Annotated in this window: 21 protein-coding genes; 12 read left to right on the top strand and 9 right to left on the bottom strand. The window is 38.3% G+C overall.

The window, feature by feature from the left end; translation table 11 throughout:
- Positions 1–35 precede the first annotated feature (35 nt).
- Positions 36–4,412, bottom strand: coding sequence for a DNA polymerase III subunit alpha (dnaE, locus tag ACO05S_RS10480; RefSeq protein ID WP_421917964.1), 4,377 nt, complete (start codon positions 4,410–4,412; stop codon positions 36–38).
- A gap of 532 nt (positions 4,413–4,944) precedes the next feature.
- Between dnaE and ACO05S_RS10475 the strand changes: the two genes are divergently transcribed.
- The 5 genes from ACO05S_RS10475 to ACO05S_RS10455 all read left to right on the top strand — a co-directional run bounded on the left by ACO05S_RS10475 (position 4,945) and on the right by ACO05S_RS10455 (position 8,974).
- Positions 4,945–5,487, top strand: a complete 543-nt coding sequence (locus ACO05S_RS10475; protein ID WP_421917963.1) for a 30S ribosomal protein S16 — start codon at positions 4,945–4,947, stop codon at positions 5,485–5,487.
- A 10-nt stretch (positions 5,488–5,497) separates the two neighbouring features.
- Entirely contained in the window at positions 5,498–6,040 is a 543-nt protein-coding gene (rimM, locus tag ACO05S_RS10470) for a ribosome maturation factor RimM (protein WP_421917962.1), read from the top strand.
- A 159-nt stretch (positions 6,041–6,199) separates the two neighbouring features.
- Positions 6,200–6,922: a head GIN domain-containing protein gene (locus ACO05S_RS10465; RefSeq protein ID WP_421917961.1), complete on the top strand. Its 723-nt coding sequence runs from the start codon at positions 6,200–6,202 to the stop codon at positions 6,920–6,922.
- A gap of 684 nt (positions 6,923–7,606) precedes the next feature.
- The gene (locus tag ACO05S_RS10460; protein WP_421917960.1) at positions 7,607–7,966 is read left to right on the top strand and encodes a nuclear transport factor 2 family protein; all 360 of its coding nucleotides are present in this window, start codon (positions 7,607–7,609) and stop codon (positions 7,964–7,966) included.
- 93 nt (positions 7,967–8,059) lie between these two features.
- On the top strand, positions 8,060–8,974 hold the full coding sequence (locus ACO05S_RS10455) for a DUF6263 family protein (RefSeq protein ID WP_421917959.1): 915 nt from the start codon (positions 8,060–8,062) through the stop codon (positions 8,972–8,974).
- Positions 8,975–9,136: 162 nt separating this feature from the next.
- Here the strand turns inward: ACO05S_RS10455 and ACO05S_RS10450 are convergent, their stop codons facing one another.
- The 6 genes from ACO05S_RS10450 to ACO05S_RS10425 form a co-directional block, all read right to left on the bottom strand.
- Entirely contained in the window at positions 9,137–10,216 is a 1,080-nt protein-coding gene (locus tag ACO05S_RS10450; RefSeq protein WP_421917958.1) for an endonuclease/exonuclease/phosphatase family protein, read from the bottom strand.
- Positions 10,217–10,221: 5 nt separating this feature from the next.
- Positions 10,222–11,157, bottom strand: a complete 936-nt coding sequence (locus ACO05S_RS10445; RefSeq protein WP_421917957.1) for a rhomboid family intramembrane serine protease — start codon at positions 11,155–11,157, stop codon at positions 10,222–10,224.
- A gap of 55 nt (positions 11,158–11,212) precedes the next feature.
- Positions 11,213–11,947 (bottom strand): rhomboid family intramembrane serine protease, encoded by a 735-nt coding sequence (locus tag ACO05S_RS10440; RefSeq protein WP_421917956.1) that lies wholly within the window; start codon positions 11,945–11,947, stop codon positions 11,213–11,215.
- Positions 11,948–12,073: 126 nt separating this feature from the next.
- Positions 12,074–14,056, bottom strand: coding sequence for a DNA mismatch repair endonuclease MutL (mutL, locus tag ACO05S_RS10435; RefSeq protein ID WP_421917955.1), 1,983 nt, complete (start codon positions 14,054–14,056; stop codon positions 12,074–12,076).
- 21 nt (positions 14,057–14,077) lie between these two features.
- Positions 14,078–14,428, bottom strand: coding sequence for a hypothetical protein (locus ACO05S_RS10430; RefSeq protein WP_421917954.1), 351 nt, complete (start codon positions 14,426–14,428; stop codon positions 14,078–14,080).
- 535 nt (positions 14,429–14,963) lie between these two features.
- On the bottom strand, positions 14,964–15,764 hold the full coding sequence (locus tag ACO05S_RS10425; RefSeq protein WP_421917953.1) for an ion transporter: 801 nt from the start codon (positions 15,762–15,764) through the stop codon (positions 14,964–14,966).
- A 149-nt stretch (positions 15,765–15,913) separates the two neighbouring features.
- On the opposite strand from ACO05S_RS10425, the gene lpcA reads away from it, so the two are divergent.
- From lpcA to ACO05S_RS10405, 4 genes are all read left to right on the top strand, one after another.
- Positions 15,914–16,489 (top strand): D-sedoheptulose 7-phosphate isomerase, encoded by a 576-nt coding sequence (gene lpcA, locus ACO05S_RS10420; RefSeq protein WP_421917952.1) that lies wholly within the window; start codon positions 15,914–15,916, stop codon positions 16,487–16,489.
- 148 nt (positions 16,490–16,637) lie between these two features.
- Entirely contained in the window at positions 16,638–18,176 is a 1,539-nt protein-coding gene (locus ACO05S_RS10415; RefSeq protein WP_421917951.1) for a YifB family Mg chelatase-like AAA ATPase, read from the top strand.
- A 37-nt stretch (positions 18,177–18,213) separates the two neighbouring features.
- Entirely contained in the window at positions 18,214–18,381 is a 168-nt protein-coding gene (locus ACO05S_RS10410) for a hypothetical protein (RefSeq protein WP_421917950.1), read from the top strand.
- A gap of 410 nt (positions 18,382–18,791) precedes the next feature.
- Positions 18,792–19,463, top strand: coding sequence for an inorganic pyrophosphatase (locus ACO05S_RS10405; protein ID WP_421917949.1), 672 nt, complete (start codon positions 18,792–18,794; stop codon positions 19,461–19,463).
- 147 nt (positions 19,464–19,610) lie between these two features.
- On the opposite strand, the gene ACO05S_RS10400 is transcribed toward ACO05S_RS10405, so the two are convergent.
- Positions 19,611–20,174, bottom strand: coding sequence for an L-threonylcarbamoyladenylate synthase (locus ACO05S_RS10400; RefSeq protein WP_421917948.1), 564 nt, complete (start codon positions 20,172–20,174; stop codon positions 19,611–19,613).
- 86 nt (positions 20,175–20,260) lie between these two features.
- Complete coding sequence (locus tag ACO05S_RS10395; protein ID WP_421917947.1) at positions 20,261–21,079, bottom strand: 2,3,4,5-tetrahydropyridine-2,6-dicarboxylate N-succinyltransferase; 819 nt, start codon at positions 21,077–21,079, stop codon at positions 20,261–20,263.
- Between the two features lie 176 nt (positions 21,080–21,255).
- On the opposite strand from ACO05S_RS10395, the gene ACO05S_RS10390 reads away from it, so the two are divergent.
- The 3 genes from ACO05S_RS10390 (at position 21,256) to ACO05S_RS10380 (ending at position 23,877) form a co-directional block, all read left to right on the top strand.
- Positions 21,256–22,002: a uracil-DNA glycosylase gene (locus ACO05S_RS10390; protein ID WP_421917946.1), complete on the top strand. Its 747-nt coding sequence runs from the start codon at positions 21,256–21,258 to the stop codon at positions 22,000–22,002.
- A 187-nt stretch (positions 22,003–22,189) separates the two neighbouring features.
- Positions 22,190–23,005 (top strand): carboxypeptidase-like regulatory domain-containing protein, encoded by an 816-nt coding sequence (locus ACO05S_RS10385; RefSeq protein ID WP_421917945.1) that lies wholly within the window; start codon positions 22,190–22,192, stop codon positions 23,003–23,005.
- Between the two features lie 20 nt (positions 23,006–23,025).
- Positions 23,026–23,877, top strand: coding sequence for a carboxypeptidase-like regulatory domain-containing protein (locus ACO05S_RS10380; protein ID WP_421917944.1), 852 nt, complete (start codon positions 23,026–23,028; stop codon positions 23,875–23,877).
- Positions 23,878–23,883 lie beyond the last annotated feature (6 nt).

Genomic DNA, 23,883 nt, shown 5'->3' with positions numbered 1-23,883 from the left:
TAGCGTTTATGTATTTTATTAAAAACTAGTGCAATTTAGTTAATTTTGAATTTAATTTCTGCATTATTTTCAAAATATTCTATTAAATCATTTGTTAGTTCAACTCTATAGCTTCGAGAGAACATCTTCAGAGCCTTTTTACCATTGTCGAAGATTTCGAAATTGAGTTTCATGCTTCCCTTGTTTTCATCAACACAAGTATAGATTTCGCTAACCAATTCATCTGTTAATGCCGATAAAGGAATTTCCAAGGTAAATTCTTTTGCTTTCTTCTCAAGAACTTCAGATAGCATCATGATGTTTTTTACCTTATATTCAAGTTCGGTAGAATCTTTGGGCCAAGATCTGGTCTGCACCCGCCCGCTGATATAAATTGATAATCCCTCGACGAAATAATTTCCAAATTCGATAAAGTCTTTTCCAAAAAATGCCAATTCGTAAGAATCCGAGAAATCTTCCACTGCTATAATGGCAAATGGATTACCATTTTTAGTGGTTCCCCTTCGGATGGCAGTAATCATACCTGCAATATTTACATCTTTATTTGCAAAGCTGTCAAAATCGGCTGACAGCTCTGATATACTGGCATTACAGAAGTTATTAATTGTTGTTTTGTAATCATCCAGTGGATGCGCAGACAGGTAAATACCGATAAGCTCTTTCTCTTTGTTTAAACGTTCTAGCTTACCCCATTCAGCACATTCGGGAGCTTTAGGAGGTGTAACTACATAATCTTCAACCCCTCCAAACAGGGTTTGCTGGTTATTCATTTTCTCGGCCTGAAGTTTATTTCCATATTTCACCAAATGCTCCATAAAGCTTACATCATTTTCATCAGACTGGAAATACTGACTTCTTTTTAGTCCGAAGCTATCGAAACCTCCTGACATGGCCAGATTTTCGAGCGTTCTTTTGTTTACTGATCTTAAGTTTACGCGCTCTACAAAATCAAAAATATCTTTAAAGGCGCCATTCTTACGCTCTTCGATAATATCATGAACGGCTTGTTCACCAACACCTTTAACTCCAGCCATTCCAAAACGAATTTCACCATTCTTATTTACCGTAAAACTTGAATACGATTCATTCACATCAGGGCCAAGTACTGGTAGTCCCATTCGCTTACACTCATCCATAAAGATGGTTACTTTCGTAATATCGGATAAGTTACGAGACAGAACGGCAGCCATAAATTCTGCCGGATAATGTGCTTTAAGGAATCCTGTTTGATAAGCAATATAAGCGTAACAAACCGAGTGAGACTTGTTAAACGCATATTTGGCAAATGCTTCCCAGTCCGACCAGATTTTCTCGATCAGTTTATCAGCTTTGACATTGTCGCCACCAACACCTTCCATAAACTTGGGGTTATCATGGCAACCATTGATAAACTCAACTTTCAGTTTATCCATCATTGCAATGATTTTTTTACCCATTGCCTTACGCAAGGAATCGGACATCCCACGAGTAAATTGCCCCAATGCTCTCGACTGGAGCATCACTTGCTCCTGATAAACGGTAATCCCATAGGTATCCTTAAGATAATCCTCCATGATTGGATGATCGTAGGTAATCTCCTCTTCACCATTTTTTCTTCGAATAAAGGATGGAATGTATTCCATTGGACCCGGACGGTACAAAGCATTCATGGCAACCAAATCTTCGAAACGGTTTGGTTTTAGTGCCCTAAGATGCTTCTTCATCCCCGGTGACTCGAACTGGAAAATGGCAGTGGTTTCACCACGGCTAAATAGATGAAAGGTCTTTTCATTTTCAAGGTCAACATTATTAATGTCGACATCGATACCTTTGGATAGTTTTACATTGGACAGCACCTCTTTGATGATGGACAAGGTCTTTAAACCCAGAAAATCCATTTTTAGCAGACCGATATCCTCTACAAAACGGCCATCGTATTGGGTGGTTAACAATTCCTCGCCCTTGGTTGGCATTACCGGAAGATGCTCGTCGAGTGGATTTTTTCCAATAAGCACACCACATGCATGCACACCAGTCTGACGCACCGAACCTTCGAGCGCTTCGGCAAATTTAATTGTTCTTGCAATTAAAGGATTTGGTGAATCCTTCTCTTCCAACAATGCTGGTTCCTCTTCGTAAGCTTTCTTGAAGCTCATTTTTGGAGCTTCGGGAACCATTTTTGCCAGTCGGTTTGCTTCAGCCAGATCTAATCGAAGGACACGAGCCACATCTTTAATGGAACTTTTTGTTGCCATGGTACCGAAAGTACAGATGTGAGCGACTTTATCCTGTCCGTATTTCTCGGTTACATAGTCGAGAACTTCCTGTCTTCCATCGTCATCGAAGTCGATATCCACATCAGGCATGGAGATACGATCGGGATTCAGGAAACGCTCGAACAGCAGATCATATTTAATAGGATCAACATCGGTAATGGAAATGCAGTAAGCCACTGCTGAACCTGCTGCTGAACCACGACCTGGCCCAACAATTACACCATTGTTTTTGGCCCAATTGATAAAATCCTGGGTAATCAAGAAATATCCGGGGAAACCCATTGTTTTTATGGTATTCAACTCAAAATTCAGGCGTTCAACAACGTGATCTTCCAGCTCTTCTCCATATCTTATTTTGGCGCCTTCAAAAGCCAGATGCTTTAGATAATCCGCCTCTAACTTAATTGGCAACACTTTTTCGTAGCCACCTAACTTTTCGTAACGTTCTTTTTCAAATTCCTCAATTAGCGCAGCCTCATCATACTTTTTGCTGTAGCCTTCAACAGTTCCATATTCTTCGGGGATATCAAAAGGAGGCATAATGGGATTACAATCCAAGTCGAAGGCTTCCACTTTTTCGGCAATTTCCAAAGTATTTGCAAGTGCATCGGGTACATCAGCAAAGAGTTCATTCATTTCTTTGGTGGTTTTAAACCACTCTTGTTTGGTGTAGCGCATACGAGTTGGATCGTCGTAATCTCTACCCGTATTCAAACATACCAATACATCATGCGCTGCGGCATCTTCAGCTTCTACGAAATGGGAATCGTTGGTGGCAATTACCTTAAGCCCAAGTTCGGCTCCCAGTTGTCGTATTACCTTGTTAACTTTAACCTGGTTTTCCCAGACATCGGTTTTTAGTCTGGGGTCATCGTTTGGATGACGTTGGATTTCCAGGTAATAATCTTCTCCGAATACATCTTTGTACCACAGAATGGTTTCTTTGGCCTTTTCAATGTTTCCAGCCATGATGAGTTGCGAGACTTCACCTCCCAAACAGGCGCTACTTACAATTAATCCTTCGCTATATTGTTCCAGTAGGTCTTTATCGATACGTGGTTTATAGTACATCCCATCGGTATGGGCTATGGATGTTAACTTGAGCAGGCTTTGATATCCTTTATAATTTTTAGCCAATAGAACAAGGTGGTAACCCGATCCATCGGATTTGTTTTCTTTTACCAAATGTCCGCGCTTTGCCATGTACGCTTCCACCCCAATAATGGGTTTTATGCCTGCTTTGTTGCAGGCAACATGAAACTCTTTGATGCCGAACATGCTTCCGTGATCGGTTAAGGCCACTGCAGGCATTCCATCTATTTTTGCTTTGTTAGCGATAGCTGATGTTTTTGCAGCCCCATCGAGAATTGAATACTGGGAATGAACATGCAAATGCACAAAGGGCTGTTGGATCATGTTTTTGGCAGCCTCTTTTCTTTTGCGCTCTTCCTTCTCGATTGAAATGTCGTCGAAAACCGTCTTAATCTTAAAGGATTCGTACTGGATTCCGACCAGTTCAATAGGTTTTGGATTGTTGATTTTAAAAGCCTGAACCTGCTCTGCTGTCATTTTATGCAAGTGGGGACTTAATCCATCGACTCTTATCAACTCGAGAAAACAACGAGATGTGGCTTCCACATCGGCTGCTGCATTATGAGCTTCGGCAAAAGGAACACCAAACAGTTTTGTGTGCAGTTCGGTTAGTGTTGGATTTTTTAGTTGTCCTCTACGTTTCAAATCACAAAACTCCTTACTGCCAAGCATGGTATCTAATGAAGCTGCTTTAACAAGATCCTTCTCGTCCATTTTGCAGCGCAACAATTCGCAAGCCACAATGTTAATATCGAAGGAAACATTGTGCCCAATGATGAATCTTGATTTGCGAACATCTTGCATGAAATCATTCAAGGCCTCGACTAGTGGAATTCCTTTTTCATGAGCAATTTCGGTGGAGATACCGTGTACCGCAACTACATCCTCGGGAATTGTATATCCATCGGGAGTGATTACGTGGTTTTTGGCGAACAGGAAATTCCCTTCGATATCGTGACATTGCCATGCCAGCTGAACCATTCTTGGCCAGTTGTCAAAATCATCTAAAGGGGCTTTCCATTTTTTGGGTAAGCCTGTTGTTTCGGTATCAAATATTAAAAACATCTTGGTATCAGGATTAATCTGTTTTATGCCCCTTTTAAGGGCTGAAATGCGAAGATAAGGAATAAATTTGTGTGAATTAGAAGATTCTATAGTTCTTTGATATCTCTATGTAACGGATAGGTAGGTGCAATGATTGAACAAGTTGTTAGCTGTTGGCTATAAGCTTACAGTTGCAAGCTTTTTAATTAAAATATGATTGCATGGAGAATCGCAAGTGGTAATTCGTAATTTAAAATTTACTTGCTTTTGAAAAAGCGATATTCCGTTTCAGTTTTATTTGCGTGAGGGATTACAGTGGAAAGCCCGGAGGGAGGAACGAGCGAGGACTTGGAACGAAAAGCCCGACCCGAAGGGACACGCCCAAATCTACTTGATGCTTGAGGAGCTGAGAGCAATGCACTTAGAGGTTTAAATTATTCTTAAACAGCTGTTTCGAATCAAAAAAAATTGTATCTTTGTCGCGCTTATAAAACGTGGTATGTATGCCACATCTATAATGTAGGCAAATTTATTAATCTTATTTAAAAGAGTTATGCCAGTAAAAATTAGACTAGCAAGACACGGTCGTAAAAGACGTGCATTCTACCACATTGTGGTAGCAGATAGCAGAGCGCCACGTGATGGTAGATACATTGAGCGTATTGGGTCGTACGATCCAAACACCAATCCTGCTACAATTGACCTAAATTTTGACAAAGCCTTAGCATGGCTTGGTAATGGTGCTCAGCCTACCGACACTGCAAGAGCAATTTTATCGTACGAAGGTGTGATGATGAAAAAGCACTTGTTAGAGGGTGTTAAAAAAGGTGCTTTTGATGAAGCTACTGCTGAAGAAAGATTTCAGGCTTGGAAGCAAGAAAAAGTAGCCAAGATCAACGCGAAGAAAGATGGTCTTACAAAAGCTTCTGACGAAGCTAAAGCTGCACGTTTGGAAGCAGAAGCTAAGATTAGCTCTGATAGAGCTGAAGCTATCGCTAAAAAAGCTGCTGAAGCTGAAGCTGCTGCTAAAGCTGAAGAAGCGGGTGACGATGCTGAAGCTGCAAATGAAGAAGGAGCCGAAGGAACTGAAGCTTAATTTGAATTGCATGCTTAGAAAAGAGGATTGCTATTTAGCTGGTTCGTTTACAAAAACTCATGGAGTTAAGGGTGAATTGGTGGCTAAGACCAATGGTGATCTTCTTGAAAGAAATAAATTGGAATCAATCCTTGTTGATATCGACGGGGGATTGGTTCCTTTTTTTATCCCTAAAAACGGACTGAGCTCGAGAAATCATTCGAGTGTGAGAATTTTATTGGAGGATATGGCAACGGAAGAAAAGGCCAAAAGGTTTATTGGTTGCGATATTTATATTCCGATGAAAGATGTGCCTGACTTTATTGAGGCAGATGATGAACTTGATCCGAATGTGTTAATTGGTTTCACCTACGAGGATGAAGAAAAAGGTGAACTTGGCGAGATTATAGACATTCAGGATTATGCCGGCAATATTGTGATGGTGATTGAAATAAACAATGAGGAGGTGATGATTCCTTTTGCCGACGAAAACTTTATCGACCTTGATGAAGAAAACAAAACCATTATAATGGAAACCCCGGATGGTTTGATTGATTTGTACCTTGATGAATAGTGTTTGAAGTACTTGAAGTGCTTATAGTACTTGGAGTTTTTTTAGCATCTAATAATTTTCACTTACAAAATCACGCATTTACAAATAGTGATGCAACTTTTGGGTAGGTTGTTCGTCCTTTAAAAAGTACAAACGATTATTTACCTAAAAGCATAAGATATGAAATCAAAAGGTATTACTTCCCTACTTGCTATTTTTGTTTTTATTTTAAGCAGCACAATTGCTTCTGCTCAAAAAACCGAAGATCGTAAAGTTCGTTCTTTCGAATCGATTAGCCTTTCAATAGCAGCAAAAGTTTATGTGAGCCAAGACAATAAAACATCCGTAAAAATTAAGGGATATTTAGATGATCTGGATGAGATTATTACAGAAGTGGAAGGATCAACTTTAAAAATTAAACGCAAAAAGAACAAAGGTTGGGGATGGAACTCCCGCTCGCTTAAAAAAGTGGAGGTTTATATCTCTACTCCTGATGTTGAAAACTTAAAAATATCAGGTTCTGGAAATATCATAGCTAAAACACCAATTAGATCAGGAAGTGTTGATTATGCTATTAGTGGAAGTGGAAACATTATTATTGATGAGCTAAAAGCTGATAATTTGGAGTGCCATATTTCGGGTTCTGGAGACATTCGATTAAAAGGAGTATGCAAAGATGAACTTGAAATTCACATCAGCGGATCTGGCGATGTTGAAGCTGGTTATTTCGAGGCAAAATCGGTAATGGTTAGAATTTCGGGTTCCGGCGATTGCAAGGTTTACGCATCGGAAAGAATTAATGCTCGTGTAGCTGGTAGTGGAGACATTTATTACAGAGGTAATCCAGAGTATGTTGATAGCAAAACGGCAGGATCGGGTTCGATTAAATCGGTTGGAGAATAGTTGTTGAGTTTCGCTGCATGGCATTTGTAGCAAGTTTTAATGTACACAATCTCTTTCACCAGGCACGCTTTAATAAACAGAATCTGCCATTTATGCGTGTAAAATGTTGTCACATCCCTAAGGCTTGGCGCCGTTTCCCTATCTCTTGTCGCCGTTTCCCTATCTCTTGTCGCAATCCCTAAATCTCATGTCGCAATGCTTTTATCTCTTGTCGCCATTTTTTTATCTCTTGTCGTTACTTCCCTATGGCTTGTCGCCACTTCCCTATCTCTTGTCGCCACTTCCCTAAGGCTTGTCGTCGCTTCCCTATGGCTTGTCATCGAACGCAAGCTGTTGGCAGCCAGCGGAAAAGTGTGGATCATTGGCAACAATTCTCAAAGGACTACTTACCAATGATAAGTTAGAAGTACCGATTTACGAAATTTTGTAACTTGTCCGCAGAAAGATGATGGATTATGGCAGATGTGCATGCACGGAGGGTAAGATTACACCTGCAAACATAAAAGGACTTTCGAGTATTTTTATTTAGCCGATTGCGAAAATTAGAGTTTACCAGCAGGAGTAAAATGTGCCTAGAATAATATTATACCCGATAATACTTATTTGTTTTGAGTTTTTACATTTTTACATAAGACAAAACAAAGCCCCTAAAGTAAATATCGAAACCCCCTTTAACACAAAATCATGAGTCCAAAACAGATCGTACAAAAATGGGTAAAGGCATTTAATAGAGGAAATGCCGAGCAAATTGCAGAATTTTATCATGTCAATGCCATAAACCATCAGGTGGCAAATCATCCGATAAATGGAAAAGAGGCAATTCGCAATATGTTTGCCGAAGAATTTGCTGCTGCCGATATGACCTGCATTGTTGAGAATATTTTCGAAGATGGCAATTGGGCCATACTGGAATGGAAAGATCCTTTGGGACTGCGAGGTTGTGGCTTCTTCCAATTCCAAGATGATAAAATAATTCTTCAGCGAGGTTATTGGGACAAGCTGTCTTTTTTGAGGATGCATAATCTGCCTATCCCCAAAAAATAAATAGAAATTTATTCTGAATCCTCAATAATTAAGCATAGATTTATTTCCGCTACCACAATTCTATTGTTTAAAAATGTCTTAATAAAAAATCCCATGAAAAAACTTTTAACGATTGCTTTAATTCTTACGGTCACATTTTGTGTTCAAGCTAAAAAGTACAAGTTGGCTTTACATCTTGAAAAAGGAAAAGAATACACTCAGAAAACCACTGCCAACATGACCATAAAACAGGATATTAATGGCATGTCGGTTGAAATTAAGATGATGATTAAAGGAGATATCCTATATACGGTTAAAAGCAATGATAATAGCCAGTATACTATGGATGTTGTATATGAAAACATGATGATGGATATGGATACCCCTCAAGGCAAAACATCCTTTAGCTCGAACAATGTTAAAGAGGGAGATATCATGTCGACCATGCTTTCGAGAATCACCAATAAGCCATTCGTGCTAAAGATGAGTAACACCGGAAAAGTGATAAGTGTAAATGGTTTGGAAAAAATATTCGAAGGCATGTTTGAAGGTTTCGATTTTAATACACAGCAAAAAGAGCAAATTGTTGCTCAGTTGCGTCAATCGTATGGCAAAAAAGCATTTAAAGGCAGCTTTGAGCAGATAACAAATATTTACCCTGAGGAGATGGTAAAAATCGGAAGCCAGTGGATGACAGAAACAAATATCGAAGCAGGGATGTCGGTAAAGCTGAGAACCAATTTCGAATTGAAAGAAGCCAGCGACAATTACTATTTGATTCATGGAGTTGGTGATATGGCAAGTGATCCGGATGCTGCATTCATGAAACAAAATAACATGGACATGAAAATAGAATTGAACGGGCAATTGATTTCTGATATCAAAATAGATAAAACCAGCGGATGGATTATTGAAGCTACAATAAGTCAGGATCTGAGCGGAACAACCCATATTAAAGGAAATGCCCAAATGCCCGATGGAATGAAAATTCCTATGAGCCTCAAATCAAAATCTATCATCACAAAATAATATTGTTACAAGCTACTTATCGTGAAACGGGTCTTAGCTTATTTTAGGTATTTTGAGTTTATTCTTCCTTCATAATTATTGCAGCCACCAAGGCGATCCTTGGATCTGTTGTCTTTACAACAACTCAATATAGTTTAAGGCTCATTTCACGACAAGCTGGCATTAATGCGAGTTCGAAACAAAATTCAATTCGGTAAATACGGGAAAATGATCTGAATATTTCTTTTTAATCCTTTTGTAGTTGGAGCAAACGATCTTGTGGTTGTGCAGCACAAAGTCTATTCTAAATGATGGAAAATCACCCGAATATGTGGTTCCAATTCCTAAACCTTTTTCTCGGAAACAATCGGTAAAATCATTTTTTATTTTGTGGTATGCATAAGAGTGCGCAGTATCGTTAAAATCGCCACAAACAATAGTTGGATATGGAGATTTTTCGATATCCCCTCTAATAATTTCAGCTTGCTTTGCTCTGCGAATAAAGGCATGTCTAAGCCTAAAAGAAATGTCTTTAATTTCTTCCAATTCCAGATCGTCAGCCTTAAAGTCTTTCTTGTTGATAAAGGTATAATTTCTGCCACCTAGCCTATTGGACTCAAGGTGCAAATTGTATACACGAACCATCTTCCCATCCTTTTTAATATCTGCATAAATGGCATTACACCTGTTGTCCTTATCAAAACTGATCTCTCCCCTATTAACAATTGGGTATTTAGAGAAAAGAGCCACTCCATTGGTTTTGCTACCTAAAAAAAGATATTTGCAGTTTGTGGCTTTTTTTAAATTGGAAAAGCTAAGAAGCCCCTTTTTTGTATAATGAAATTCCTGAAAGCAATAGATATCTGCTTGGTTTTGTTTTAAAAGTTCAAGCATTTTACCCGGAGTCTTCTTGTCATTGCTCCATTCGTATCTGTCGAACGCACGCACATTATAGGTCATCAACTTTATCGAAGCAGATTCATTGGATTCTGTATTTGACCGGCTAATTTGTATGAAATCCTGTAAATGACCATATCCAATAAGAATTGCAATCAATGGAATTAAAAAACTCCAGCGTTTTCTTAGCATCCAGTATACTGTAAACACCACATTAGCCAAAAGCAAATACGGATAGGCCAATCCCCAAAAGGCAGGTAGCCAATACTCCTCGGGACTGATGTGTGGTGCACCATAAGCAATGAGCAATGAGCCTGAAAAAATCAGGCTGAAAATAACCAAGCTTTTATGAAGAATGTTTTTCAATTCAACTATTTATTTTGATTGCTCGATTTAAACAGAATCTCTTTTTCTGTCTTGCTTAAACTATCATAACCCGATTTGGCTATCTTCTCCAGAATTCGATTCAATTCATCCTGGTTTACTTGTTTGGATTTGTTGTATTGCTCATCGGTCATATTGCGAGTGTTCTTATAACTCACCTTCATTTTCTTTTCTCTTCTGAACAGATTGAAAAAAGAATCCATTATGGAGTTAAAGCCTCCCGAAATATCTTTGCCCTTGCGCAATTGTGAAATAAACAACCATCCATAAAAAGCACCTCCTAAATGGGCTATGTGTCCACCAATGTTTACGTTTTCCGACAAGTAAAGCAAATCCGTAACAATAAAGAACAAGGCTACGAACTTAATTTTTACAGGACCTAAAAACATTAGATGAATGTTGTGGTTTGGCGCATATGAAACAACTGCAAAAACTACTGCCATAACAGATGCGGAAGCACCCAAGGCGTAAGATATATGCTTAACATCCTGTAGTGCAGGAAAAAGATTGTATGCAAAGATGTAAACAGCCGCTCCAGTTAATCCACCTATCAGGTATACACTCAATAGTTTCTTCTGATCGAGATAGGTAAGAAATATCTTCCCAAACCAGAAGAACCAAAGCATATTCATAAGAATATGCAAAAAATCGGTATGCAGAAACATGTACGTGAATACCGACCATGGTTGCGTAATGATGTTAGCAGGATCAGCAGGAACCATTAATAGGTTTGTTACAAGATCTTCAAGATTCGATTTTGTAAGCAAAGTCAGAATTCTGAGAACCAGAATCAGAAGATACACACTCAGGTTGATATAAATCAACTTGGTAAGATGGCTTCCTTGTTTAAAGGAATTCTTGATTCCTTCCCAAATGTTTTGGTTGGAATAGCTCTGATATGGATTGTTAAAGTTCATGTTCATGATTCACCTTCATTATCGATATAAACTTCCTTACTTCATTTTTATTGCAAACAATTTAATAAAAGCGGTTAGAATTTTTCTGCCAATATTTAATTAAGATATATCCAAACAACATGCCTCCCAAATGGGCAAAATGGGCAATGTTATCACCAGGTCTATTTAAAAAAGCGAGGTATAATTCAATAACACCATAGCCAATTACAAAATACTTGGCTTTGATCGGAATGGGAGGAAAAATTAGCATTAATTCAGTGTTTGGGAATAGCATTCCAAAACCCAGGAGGATACCAAATACAGCTCCTGAAGCCCCAATTGTTGGAGAATACATGATCGATGTTATTTTTTCTGAAACTGTGCCGGGAATATATTTTCCTTGAGCAGCTAGTTCCTTAAAATAATCTAATTGATCAGCTCCAATAGATGATATTGCAACTTTATACTCAATAAATGCAACCAACACGTGTAGTAGTGCTGCTCCAAGACCAGTTATCAAATAAAACGATAAAAAGCGTTTGGGTCCCCACACACTTTCCAATACTCTACCAAACATGAACAAGGCAAACATGTTAAAAAATAAGTGGGTGATATCAGCATGCATAAACATGTGGGTAAAAATCTGATGGGGTCTGAATAAATCAGATGCAGGGTAGAACAATCCCAGCTGTTGTCTCAAATCAATGTCAAATTTTGATTTGAACAAATAAGTAGCAAGGAGTAATAGTACATTAATTATCAAAAGATTTTTAACCACTGGAGGTAAATTCAAAAGTGGTGGTCTGTATTGTGTCATTCGTTATGCTTTTAAAAATTAGTTCTAGTCTAACAATAGTCAGACCATTTTAAAATTACAGGCTTCGGCTCATAATTGCAAGCCAGTTTGTCAGGCTAAACGCCATGTTTGAATAATTTATTAATACTATTTAAATCGATTTTCTAATTCCTGAGTTTCCAGAACCGAGATCACAGGTTTACCATCGGGCGTAAAGTTAGGAAGGTTACAAGCAAAAAGTTGATCAATTATGGAACTCATTTCCTCGTTGGTAAGTGATTTTCCATAGTTTACTGCCGAAGCTTTTGCCAAGGATTTCGCCAAATTCTCACGTACTTTCAATTTCACGTCGAGCTGATTGCTTTTGTAGTTGGCCAACAGATTTTCCAGTAACTCCTTTGGATCACAATTCTGAATATCCGCAGGCGTTCCGTTTATCACAAAAGTTTTCTTTCCAAATTCCCGGATATCAAAACCCAAAGCCTTCACATCTTCCAAAATCACCTGCAAAAGAGTATAGTCCGATGCATTCATCTCAATAGTCTGAGGAAACAAGTTCTGTTGAGCAATTCCTTTCTGATTTTCCAATGAGTTCATAAACTTTTCAAACAAAATTCTTTCGTGTGCCTTTCGCTGATCAATAATCATTAAACCCGAACGAATGGGTGTTAGAATGTATTTGTTCTTAAGCTGGAAAAAATTCTTGGTTTTATTGGGCTGTTCGGCAGCTTGGATTTGTGCTTGCTGAGGAGTAGGAATCTCAGGAGCCTGAAAATAATCAGGAATATTTTCTCTGTCGATTACCGGCTGCTTTTCAGGCTTTTCCTCTTCAGGCAATACTTTTTCTTCATACAGTTTTTCCCAATCTTCAGGAACTTGTTTCTTGGCTGCCCTGCTTGAGCCTGGCTCGGGTGTTTTAGCTTTAAACTCCTGAAAAAACGGATTAGACTCGATAGAACTTGCCGATTGCTCGAAAGGATTGTAACTTTTTTCGGCCTCGAAAGGGTTAAAGTTCGATTCGGCATCAAAAGGGTTAAACTCAGGGTTCACCTTAATCATTGGGGCTTCCACTTCTGTATTTTCATCGACAACCGGAATTTCCAAACTTGTATCCTCATCAAAATCGATGGAAGGAACGATATTGAATTTTCCTAAAGCCTCGCGAATGGAAGCCTGAATGATTTGATAGATCGCTCTTTCATCCTCAAACTTGATTTCGGTTTTGGTAGGATGAATATTGATATCGATGATTTTAGGATCTACCTCGAAAAAGATAAAATACGGAGGAATGGTTTCGGGAGGCAAAATCTTATCGTATGCCTGAATCACCGCCTTATAGAAATATGGGTGTCGCATAAAGCGCTTGTTCACAAAAAAGAACTGTTCTCCTGTGTTTTTCTTTGCATTTTTTGGCTTGCCAATAAAGCCGGTAAGTTTTACAATGCTGGTATCAGTTTTAATGCTGATCAATCGGGCATTCATACTTTTCCCAAACACATTAATAATTCGCTGACGAATATGCGATGCAGGAAGGTTGTATACTTCGGTGCCGTTATGTATCAGTGTAAACGCAATATCAGGATGCGAAAGAACAATCCTATGAAATTCGGTAATGATATTTCGAAGTTCGGTAGAGTTTGCTTTCAGGAATTTTCGGCGGGCAGGAACATTAAAGAATAGGTTTTTCACAATAAAGTTACTGCCATTACTACATGCCGAGGCTTCTTGCGAAACCAATTCCGAGCCATCAATTACAATGTGAGTTCCCAATTCATCCTCGGTACGTTTTGTTTTTAGCTCAACATTGGCAATTGCAGCAATGGAAGCCAAAGCTTCGCCACGAAAACCCATGCTACGAATTCCGAACAGATCGCCTGCTTTACGGATTTTTGAGGTAGCATGACGCTCGAAAGCCAATCTGGCATCTGTAAGCGACATGCCACAGCCATTATCGATTACCTGAATCAGGGTTTTACCCGCATCTTTAAGATTAATTTTTATGGAACCAGCACCCGCATCTATTGCATTTTCAACAAGCTCTTTTACCACCGAAGCTGGTCTTTGAACCACCTCACCTGCCGCAATTTGATTGGCAACGCTGTCAGGTAGTATCTGTATCAAATCTGACATATATTCGTTTGAAATTTGATGTTAGCGATTGAATTTTAAACTTTCCATACCGCTAATAATTTTCCCCAACAATTCATCCCAGCCAAAAACATAAACATATGCCACAATCGCCAGAATCACAAAAATGAATAATAGCCTAAAGTTTGATCTTTGTCTGGCTCCTCTGGCATCTGAATGTTTATGACGAATTTCACTTTTCATTCTGCCTTTAATGTTAGGGATGTACTGGTCCTTTTCATCCTTAATCCCAAGTTCCAATTTTATTCTTCGCTCACGATCTTCTCTTTCTTCTTTTGCAGGATCCCAGTATCGAGGCTGCAAATTGAATCGTTTATGTTGTGGTTTTTTAAAGAAACCGCTGGTAAATCCCATAATAAATTGTTTTACACCTAATTTGTTGATAATGTGGTATAGGCAAATTTTTTGTCTTTAAAAACAGAGAATAAAAATTCCTCATCCTCCCTTGCGTAATGAGAGCTACAAATATACCGATAAAATCTTAATTTGCTTTTTAATACCAGCATTAGCATAAAACAAGTCTCATTCTTTTGTGAGTAGAGGCGCCCAAATTGTATGTCTTTAACAAGAGCCCTTTATAAATTGATGCGTTTTTGCAAGCCCCTATCCTGCGTGATGCGATGGTGATTAATTTAACGCGAGTTCGACGTAAAATTCGTTCACAGTTTGATCTGATTTTGAGTAGAAATTTTCGAAGGAATATCAGGATATTTCAAGAAGATTTGAGGAAATTTATGCCGAAAGCAGGCAAACACATAATGGAAAGTTCTCTTTACGACATCTTCACATTAAAAATTCCTCAAAATAGCCCGCTATTCTTTCCAAATTTTTAATGCAAATCTATCCCAAATAGAACTTTCTGTGGATAGAATTTTACGTCGAACTCGCGTTAATTTAGTTTTGATCCGCATTCACAGCAATATTTTGCATCATGATTATGCCCTTCAGCCAAACATTCGGGACAAACTTGTGTTGAGATTTCTTTATGGCTTTGTTTGGTAAGCTCGGCCGTTACAATGCCTGTGGGTACGGCTATTATAGCATAACCTATAATCATAACCACACTGGCAAAGAATTGCCCAAGCGAGCTTACTGGAGATATATCGCCATACCCCACCGTTGTTAATGTTACAACAGCCCAATAAATTCCGCGAGGGATACTTGTAAATCCATTTTCGGCGCCTTCGACAAGATACATCACCGTGCCAATGATAATGACCAGAGTTAAAACACCGAATAGAAACACCGAAATTTTATATCGGCTTTCACGAAGCGCCTTGATAATAATTGCACTCTCTTTTAAATACCTGTTCAGCTTCAGAATTCTAAATACACGAAGTAAACGTAAAGCTCTAATCACCATTAGGCCCTGCGTTCCGGCAAAAAATAGTGCCAAATAACTTGGAAGTACCGATAAAAAATCAATAATCCCATAAAAACTAAAAATGTATTTCTGCGGATGTCGCACAATCCATATTCTAATCAAATATTCCATACTAAAAATGATGGTAATGATCCACTCAGCTATTTTTAGAAAATCATGATATTTTTTTTCGATTGTAGGAACGCTTTCCAGCATTACGAAAAGAATACTAAGCAGAATTACAATTAATAACAACAGGTCGAATAGTTTGCCTGCCCTGGTATCAGCCTCGAAAATTACATTGTATAGTTTCTCTTTTAACAACATGATATGCTTATTGGATTTTAGGTAAACTTAGTAAGAAAAACTAAACCATAATCCTTTTGGGCTGAAAGAGAGTATTTCTGATTTTAAAATTGATACTGATAATTCTTGATTCTGAGCAGCATTTCTTACTTTTGGAAAAATTTTAAATCATGATAATAAACGATATAAAACAAAGTTTTCTTGATGCACAGGAGGTTTTAAATCAATTTGTTGCCAATGAGGATAACTTTAAAGCCATTGAAAAAGCCGGAGAATTTATGGCAGATTCAATTCAAAATGGCGGAAAAATAATTTCTTGTGGTAACGGTGGCTCTATGTGCGATGCCATGCACTTTGCCGAAGAATTAACGGGTCGTTTTCGCGACGATCGCCCCGGAATAGCAGCTATTGCCATTTCCGATCCAAGTCATATAACATGTGTTGGCAATGATTATGGTTTCGATTACATTTTTTCGAGATATGTTGAAGGTATGGGACAAAAAGGTGATGTATTCTTGGGAATCAGTACATCCGGCAACTCGAACAATGTGATAAATGCCATAAAATCTGCCAAAGAAAAAGGAATGACAGTTGTTGGACTAACAGGCAAAACAGGAGGTAAAATGGCAGAGATGTGTGATGTTGAAATTAGAGTGCCTTGGAAAGCTTATTCCGACAGAGTTCAGGAAATCCATATTAAAATAATTCATTGTTTGATTCAGTATATCGAAGCCGGAATGAAGTAAAAGAAAGAACAAAAATATTTAAAGCTGTAGCAGATTTATGTTGCAGCTTTTTTATGTGCGCTTATATCGCTAGTGCTGATTATGTTTTGATGAATGATGAATTCTTACTACATTCAACGTTTATTTCGTTTATTAAGAATCCAAACTTATGCTTGTTAAAACATATGGTAGCGCCGTTTATGGTATCCATGCAACAACTATTACAATTGAAGTAAATGTATTTCAGGGTGTTCGCTTTTCGCTGGTAGGATTACCCGATAATGCAGTTAAAGAAAGTCAGCAAAGAATCGACTCAGCTCTGCGCGAAGCTGGCTATAAGATTCCAGGTAGAAAGATTATTATTAATATGGCTCCGGCTGATATTCGAAAAGAAGGATCGGCTTATGATTTGCCACTTGCCATTGGTATTTTAACGGCTACCGAACAAATACACTGCGATAGCCTAGAAAAATATTTAATTATGGGAGAGTTATCACTTGATGGCAGCTTGGTTCCCATAAAAGGAGTACTGCCCATGGCAATACAAGCACGAGAAGAAGGCTTTGAAGGATTGATTCTTCCCAAAGCAAACGCCCGGGAAGCTGCTGTTGTTGACAAATTAAAAATATATGGAGCCGATAACATTAGCGAGGTCATTGCATTTTTAAAAGGAGATGCAAAAATTGCACCCACTTTAGTGGATACAAGAGCAGAGTTTTATTCTCATTTAAATAAGTTTCCTCATGATTTTGCTGATGTAAAAGGACAGGAAAACGTAAAAAGAGCTCTGGAGATTGCAGCAGCAGGCGGTCATAACATCATCATGATTGGTCCTCCTGGAGCAGGTAAAACCATGTTGGCAAAAAGGATTCCCGGCATATTACCTCCACTAAGTTTGCAAGAAGCATTGGAAACAACCAAGATACATTCGGTTGCGGGAACATTAGAAAAAGATAGCGCTTTAATGACTCAGCGTCCGTTCCGTAGCCCTCATCATACCATATCAGATGTTGCTCTGGTAGGAGGCGGAACCTATCCACAACCTGGCGAAATTAGTCTTGCGCACAATGGCGTGTTATTTTTAGATGAACTGCCCGAGTTTAAAAGAACCGTATTGGAGGTGATGCGTCAGCCTTTGGAAGACAGAACCATTACCATTTCCAGAGCAAAATTTACGGTAGATTATCCGGCAAGCACCATGTTGATTTCATCAATGAATCCTTGCCCTTGCGGATATTACAATCATCCTGAAAAAGATTGTGTTTGTGCTCCCGGAATGGTTCAAAAGTACCTAAGCAAAATTAGCGGACCTTTACTCGATAGAATTGATATCCATATTGAAGTAGTTCCCGTCACTTTTGATAAGATATCAGATACCCGACTATCGGAAAAAAGTGAAGAGATTCGTGCCAGGGTTGAGAAAGCCAGACAAATTCAGGAAAGCAGATTTAAAGAAGAGGAAGGCATGCACTGTAATGCTCAAATGAGTTCTAAACTGCTCCGAAAATACTGCCAGCCCGATGAAGCAGGAAAAGCCTTGTTAAAAACCGCTATGGAAAAAGTAGGTTTATCGGCTCGTGCTTACGATAGAATCCTTAAGGTTTCGAGAACCATAGCCGATTTATGCGGATCCGAGAATATCGAAAGCGAACACTTGGCCGAAGCCATTCAGTACCGAAGTTTAGATCGCGATGGTTGGGGTGGATGATGAAAGAATGATTTTGCTGAGAGCCTAAGCCAAGCAGATGGCTCAGGCTGAATTGCGAAAGCAGTACGAATTCAATTCCTTGGATGCAATCAAGTTGTTTGGGAAGAATTATGCCAATCGACTATTTCCGAAGTTTGCAAGCGGAAAGAAAAAGGCGGAAGAAGAAGTTGTGGAAGAGAAAGAAGCCCCAATCAGTAAGGAATAGCCCCTCACACAAGAAATGTATTGTTATCGACAGTAATGCACCTGAAGTGCATTACTGTTTGTGAGAGCATAGCCGGAACGATTCTGAGAGTATTACCACAAATTTCGGCACGAATATGAAGGAAATCACCCAATTGCAATGATCATCTGAGTGCAACTAAAATTAAGACTCGTTTTATCGGTTTATTATTTTCTTCCCTTTTCCAGACGGAAGCCGCAAGATCCAAATAATCATTAGTGAGTGTGTTTAATAATTATTTTAATCCTGCTTGTTTCCTAATAAAACTGCTATAATATCGTGCAAAAGAAAAAAATATCGGGCTAGATATTTATATTGTTTTGCTACATTTGTTAATATCAAATGAATTAAGTTCATTTTGTTAAAATGATACTTGTAAAGAAACACTTACTATGGGAAACAAACTAAACGATCCGATTGCAAGACTAATGGGCTTGCGATACAAATCACATCCATGGCATGGATTGGATATTGGTGATAATGCCCCGGAATCGGTAATGGCATTTATCGAGATGGTTCCAACAGATACAGTTAAGTACGAGGTGGATAAGGTAAGCGGATATCTTAAAATTGATCGTCCGCAAAAGTACTCGAATGTAATTCCGGCATTATACGGTTTCTTGCCACAGACCTATTGTGGCAGTTCGGTGGGTGAATTCTCAAGCGACAAATCAGGTAAGCCTGGCATTCAAGGTGACTCCGATCCGTTGGATATTTGTATCCTTACCGAGAAATCGATCTCGCATGGTGATATTATTGCCGAGGTTCGTCCTGTTGGAGGATTTCGTATGATTGATGGAAACGAGGCCGACGATAAGATTATTGCAGTGTTGATTAACGATGCTACATACGGTGAGTTTACCAATATACAGTGCTTGCCGGATGTAATTGTTGATCGTTTAAAACACTACTTCTTAACTTACAAGGATATGCCAGGATTGGATTCTCAAGCTGAAATTACTCACATTTATGGAGTAGATGAGGCACACGAAGTAATTCGCCGATCGATGAACGACTACAAAATCAAATTCGAAAATTTGGAGGATATTTTAAAACACGTGTAACAAGGAAAAAGTGATCGTTACCTGATATTTAATCCCGGTATTCAGCTTTTATATGAGGATACTTGGTAAAGGCTGTCGCTTTTTAAGGCAAAGACGCAAAGGTGTAAAACCTCCTTTGCGTCTTTGTATTTTTTATTTGCACTTATTCTACTTTCGTAAGATTTGGATTTCCCCTCCTAAGCCTATTTTTATGATACTTGAGGCATTTGCTTTTTCGATATCGTCTTGTCGATACTCTACTACGTAATTAACCAAGTTTTTTAATTTCTCATTGATTTCGGTAAAATTTGCCGGCGAAGGATCGCCACTAATATTTGCCGATGTAGAAACAATGGGCTTTTTGAATCGTTGAATCAGCTTTGAGCTAAACTCTTCCTCGGTAATACGGATACCAATCGTTCCATCGGAATTGACCAGGTTTGGCGCAAGATTCTTAGCTCCCGGATAAATGAGTGTCATTGGTTTATCATTGGCATCAATCAAATCCCAGGCAATTTCAGGAACTTCTTCAACATAGGAGTTCAGTCTATTCGGATTCTCCATTAAAACCAACATGGCTTTGCAATCTTCTCGCTGCTTTATTGCATACACCCTTTTCACAGCATCTGCATTGGTAGCATCGCAGCCAATTCCCCAAATGGTATCGGTAGGATATAGAATTACACCTCCCGATTTTAAAACCTCCAATGCTTTGTTGATGTCCTTGTTCATGTTTTAGTATTTAAAGTACTTAAAGTGATCTAACAACTTTAAGTACTTATGACTCATAAGTACTTTCAACTTATAAGCATTACAATTTACACCGCTACGTTGTATTCGCGCAATGCGTCGTTTAATGATGTTTTCAGATCGGTTGATGGCTTGCGTTTACCAATAATCAATGCACAAGGAACTTGATACTCGCCTGCCGGAAATTTTTTGGTTCTGGTTCCCGGAATCACAACCGAACGTGCTGGAACAAATCCTGAATATTCAATTGGCTCCTCTCCTGTAACATCGATAATTTTAGTTGATTTGGTTAGCACAACATTGGCACCCAACACAACCTCTTTTTCGAGATGTACGCCTTCTACAACGATACAACGAGATCCGATAAAACAGTTGTCTTCCACAATTACCGGAGCAGCCTGAATTGGTTCCAATACTCCCCCAATACCAACACCACCACTCAAATGAACATGCTTGCCGATTTGAGCACAAGAACCTACTGTTGCCCAAGTATCAACCATGGTTCCCTCATCAACATAGGCTCCAATGTTTACGTATGATGGCATCATAACCACATCTTTTGCCAAGAAAGCGCCGTAACGCGATACTGCATGAGGAACAACACGAACTCCCAAATCGGCATACTTGGTTTTCAATGCCATTTTATCGTGAAATTCGAATGGTCCAAGCTCTATGGTTTCCATCTTACGAATCGGAAAATATAAGATAACCGCTTTTTTTACCCATTCGTTCACCTGCCATCCACCTTCTATTGGCTCGGCAGTTCGCAAGCTTCCTTTATCCAAAAGCTCAATAACTTGCTCTATTTTTTTTTGAACCTCAGGAGTAGCCAAGAGTGAGCGATCCTCCCAAGCAGCTTCGATGCTTTGTTTCAAATCTTCGTACATACTTTTTATTTCTAAAATTTTGGTTAATCCTCACAAAACTAATTAAAAGTAGATGAGTGGGAAAGTGAAAAGTGAAAAAGTGTAGCGTCTATACTTATGGTGTGAATGAGTTTCTTTCGTGCAATTGGCAATTTTCCGTTCCATTTTTTACTTTTGGGCAAACAAATTATCTGAACATGCAAAACTCTATCTTTCTGTCAAGTTTAAGCATTCACGAATCGTGGAATTCCTTTCTAAATGATGAACTTATCGATTTAATCAAGCACATTGAATCATCCATTGACCTGAAAAGCGCCACACCAAAAAAAGAATGGGTACTTCGATTTTTAGAGATGAATTTACATGCAATTCCTGTTGTAATTCTTGGACAAGATCCTTATCCTCAAGAGGGAGTTGCCACAGGCCGTGCATTTGAAGTAAACGGACTGAATTCGTGGTTCGATAAATTTAGGAATGTTTCGTTGAAAAATATCTTAAGAAGCATTTACAAAGCCTACAATTCGGAAGAGTTGAAGTACTCTGAAATATTAAAGCAGCTAAACGAGGGCGATCGTTTGCCAATGGATGGGGAATTTAAGCTGCTTCCGCCCAACCAACTGTTCCGATATTGGTGGGAGAAAGAAAATGTTCTTCTTTTAAATACAGCATTTACCTGCGAAATTGGCAATCCGAATTCTCATGCCAAAATCTGGGCAGAATTCACTCAAAAACTTCTTGCCTACATTGCTGATAAAAATAAAAAGGCCGTTTGGTTTCTTTGGGGGAATAATGCCCAAAATATCGTTACTGATATCCCTATCGAAAATAAAATTGAAACCTCACACCCAATGATGTGCTATCAACGAGACAATGACATTTTGTTTGGAAAAGTAAATCCGTTTAGCGAAACCAAAAACAAAGTAAATTGGCTAGGATATCGGTAATCCCATTATTATTAAACCTGTAACATTTTTAAGCTTTTCTCCGATATTGTACAATATCTGCTTAATTTCAGTTAAAGTGTGTTAAAAAGTGTAATAATTTTGAATTAGGATCAATAAGTGAATTATATTTAATGCTTGCAAGAAAATTCAGATAAGATGTAAGGCTCTTTTTTAAAATTGTAGCATATTGAAAACCTATATTAGCTCCATATTATTACTGCTTGCTTTTAGCAGCTCTTTTTCACAGAACAAACAAGACCTAAGTTTTATTGTATCGGGTAAGGTAATTAACAACGAAACAAAAGAGGGAGTTTCTTTTGCTAATGTGCATTTGGAAGATACTTATTGGGGAATTATCTGCGATAGCTTAGGATTTTTTAGAATCAGAGTCAATCCCAACCAAACGCTTAAAGTTACGGCCATGGGATTTAAACCTCAAATTGTAGATATTCAAACTCCGGATCTAGAAAATGAGATATTCACAGAAATTGTGATGGAGAAGGAAAGTTACATGCTAAGTGAAGTGTGGGTATACTCTTGTGGTAGTTGGAACGATTTTAAACAGCAGTTTTTAAAAGCAAAAGTACCGGCAGATCCTGATGCTTTAGGTATTAGTTTTGGCGATTTCACAATGGACGAATATACAGGCAGAGCCACTAGAAGACAAGGAGCAGGTGTAAGTATCGGTTTTGGGAATTTTAAAAAGAAATTTAAAGGGATGAAAGTTCCTGGCAGGTTAGAAGAGGTTCATTCGTTGCTTTTGGCTCAAAAGTTCAATCGCAATATGGTAAGCGAAATTACAAATGAACATGGAAACCGGCTAGACCATCTAATGAAATACATCAATTCAAGAACTTCGTTTTCGTACCAAAGTAGTGATATGTATATCTTTCTAAGAATAAAACAATTGCACAAAGAGTTTTTGCAAGAAAAAACAGATTGGGATCTCGACCTTACCTTTACCGATTCGTTAGGAAAAATCCAGAATCACCTTAGACCTTAAGTTTTTTATAATCCATTTACATGAATACAAGATATATACTTCTTTTACTATTACCATTCATTCTATTATCAAGCAATTGTTTTGCTCAAAGCAGTATGCTAGAATCAACCATTAGCATTTCGGGCTTAATTTTGTCGGAAAAGAATAAAAATGGAATTGAAAATGCTATTGTTACCATCAAACGAACACGAAGAGGTGTAATAAGCGACAGCTCCGGTGTTTTTCATTTGCAAATTCAGGCAAATGATACCTTAGTTATTAGTTCGATGGGTTATGAGATAAAAGAATGGCCTGTTCCATTTATTATCGATCCAAATTTCCCTCCTTTTTTTCAGATCTATTTAAAAAACCATGCAGTTTTATTAAAAGAAGTGAATGTTTATGCTTTGGGTACTTGGGAGGATTTTAAAAACGATTTTGTAAAAGCAAAAACACCTGCTAAAAAGAATATGGGCGAAGCCTATAGGCTGAACAAATCGCAATTACAAAAGGTAAAGCTGAAAGAGCTTGAACGTACTCCGCCAAATGTGGTTCAGGGTTTATTGAGCATTGGGAGTGGCCTATTTAAAACCAGGAGAAAAGACAAGCCTGTTTACTCTGATAAAATCAATTCTTTGCATCAGCAAAGGTTGTACGAAAAGTTTAACCGAAAAATTGTAAGCGAACTAACGAATGAAACCGGTAAAACTTTAGAAATAGTATATAACTATATTAGTAGAAAAGGCAATTTTATCTATCACGACAGTGAGATAGAAATTCAAAAACGAATTTTAAAACTTTACGAAGAGTACAAGCTCGATCCTGAAAAGGCAAATTCGAATGTATTGGATCTTGATGCCAATCATAAAATCCCCAACCACCTGCGTCCTTAAATTGGT

Origin of the sequence: Marinifilum sp., assembly GCF_965230805.1 — a bacterium.
Lineage (GTDB): Bacteria > Bacteroidota > Bacteroidia > Bacteroidales > Marinifilaceae > Marinifilum.
This window is presented reverse-complemented; position numbering and strand designations above follow the sequence as displayed.

Bases quoted from the DNA above. Each gene is read 5' to 3' on its own strand.
- ACO05S_RS10455 (WP_421917959.1), top strand. From the start codon at position 8,060: ATGAAAAAACTTTTAACGATTGCTTTAATTCTTACGGTCACATTTTGT.
- mutL (WP_421917955.1), bottom strand. From the start codon at position 14,056: ATGTCAGATTTGATACAGATACTACCTGACAGCGTTGCCAATCAAATT.
- ACO05S_RS10390 (WP_421917946.1), top strand. From the start codon at position 21,256: ATGCAAAACTCTATCTTTCTGTCAAGTTTAAGCATTCACGAATCGTGG.
- ACO05S_RS10465 (WP_421917961.1), top strand. From the start codon at position 6,200: ATGAAATCAAAAGGTATTACTTCCCTACTTGCTATTTTTGTTTTTATT.
- ACO05S_RS10430 (WP_421917954.1), bottom strand. From the start codon at position 14,428: ATGGGATTTACCAGCGGTTTCTTTAAAAAACCACAACATAAACGATTC.
- ACO05S_RS10400 (WP_421917948.1), bottom strand. From the start codon at position 20,174: ATGAACAAGGACATCAACAAAGCATTGGAGGTTTTAAAATCGGGAGGT.
- lpcA (WP_421917952.1), top strand. From the start codon at position 15,914: ATGATAATAAACGATATAAAACAAAGTTTTCTTGATGCACAGGAGGTT.
- ACO05S_RS10475 (WP_421917963.1), top strand. From the start codon at position 4,945: ATGCCAGTAAAAATTAGACTAGCAAGACACGGTCGTAAAAGACGTGCA.
- dnaE (WP_421917964.1), bottom strand. From the start codon at position 4,412: ATGTTTTTAATATTTGATACCGAAACAACAGGCTTACCCAAAAAATGG.
- ACO05S_RS10440 (WP_421917956.1), bottom strand. From the start codon at position 11,947: ATGACACAATACAGACCACCACTTTTGAATTTACCTCCAGTGGTTAAA.
- ACO05S_RS10425 (WP_421917953.1), bottom strand. From the start codon at position 15,764: ATGTTGTTAAAAGAGAAACTATACAATGTAATTTTCGAGGCTGATACC.
- ACO05S_RS10415 (WP_421917951.1), top strand. From the start codon at position 16,638: ATGCTTGTTAAAACATATGGTAGCGCCGTTTATGGTATCCATGCAACA.
- ACO05S_RS10410 (WP_421917950.1), top strand. From the start codon at position 18,214: ATGGCTCAGGCTGAATTGCGAAAGCAGTACGAATTCAATTCCTTGGAT.
- ACO05S_RS10380 (WP_421917944.1), top strand. From the start codon at position 23,026: ATGAATACAAGATATATACTTCTTTTACTATTACCATTCATTCTATTA.
- ACO05S_RS10460 (WP_421917960.1), top strand. From the start codon at position 7,607: ATGAGTCCAAAACAGATCGTACAAAAATGGGTAAAGGCATTTAATAGA.
- ACO05S_RS10395 (WP_421917947.1), bottom strand. From the start codon at position 21,079: ATGTACGAAGATTTGAAACAAAGCATCGAAGCTGCTTGGGAGGATCGC.
- ACO05S_RS10405 (WP_421917949.1), top strand. From the start codon at position 18,792: ATGGGAAACAAACTAAACGATCCGATTGCAAGACTAATGGGCTTGCGA.
- rimM (WP_421917962.1), top strand. From the start codon at position 5,498: ATGCTTAGAAAAGAGGATTGCTATTTAGCTGGTTCGTTTACAAAAACT.
- ACO05S_RS10445 (WP_421917957.1), bottom strand. From the start codon at position 11,157: ATGAACATGAACTTTAACAATCCATATCAGAGCTATTCCAACCAAAAC.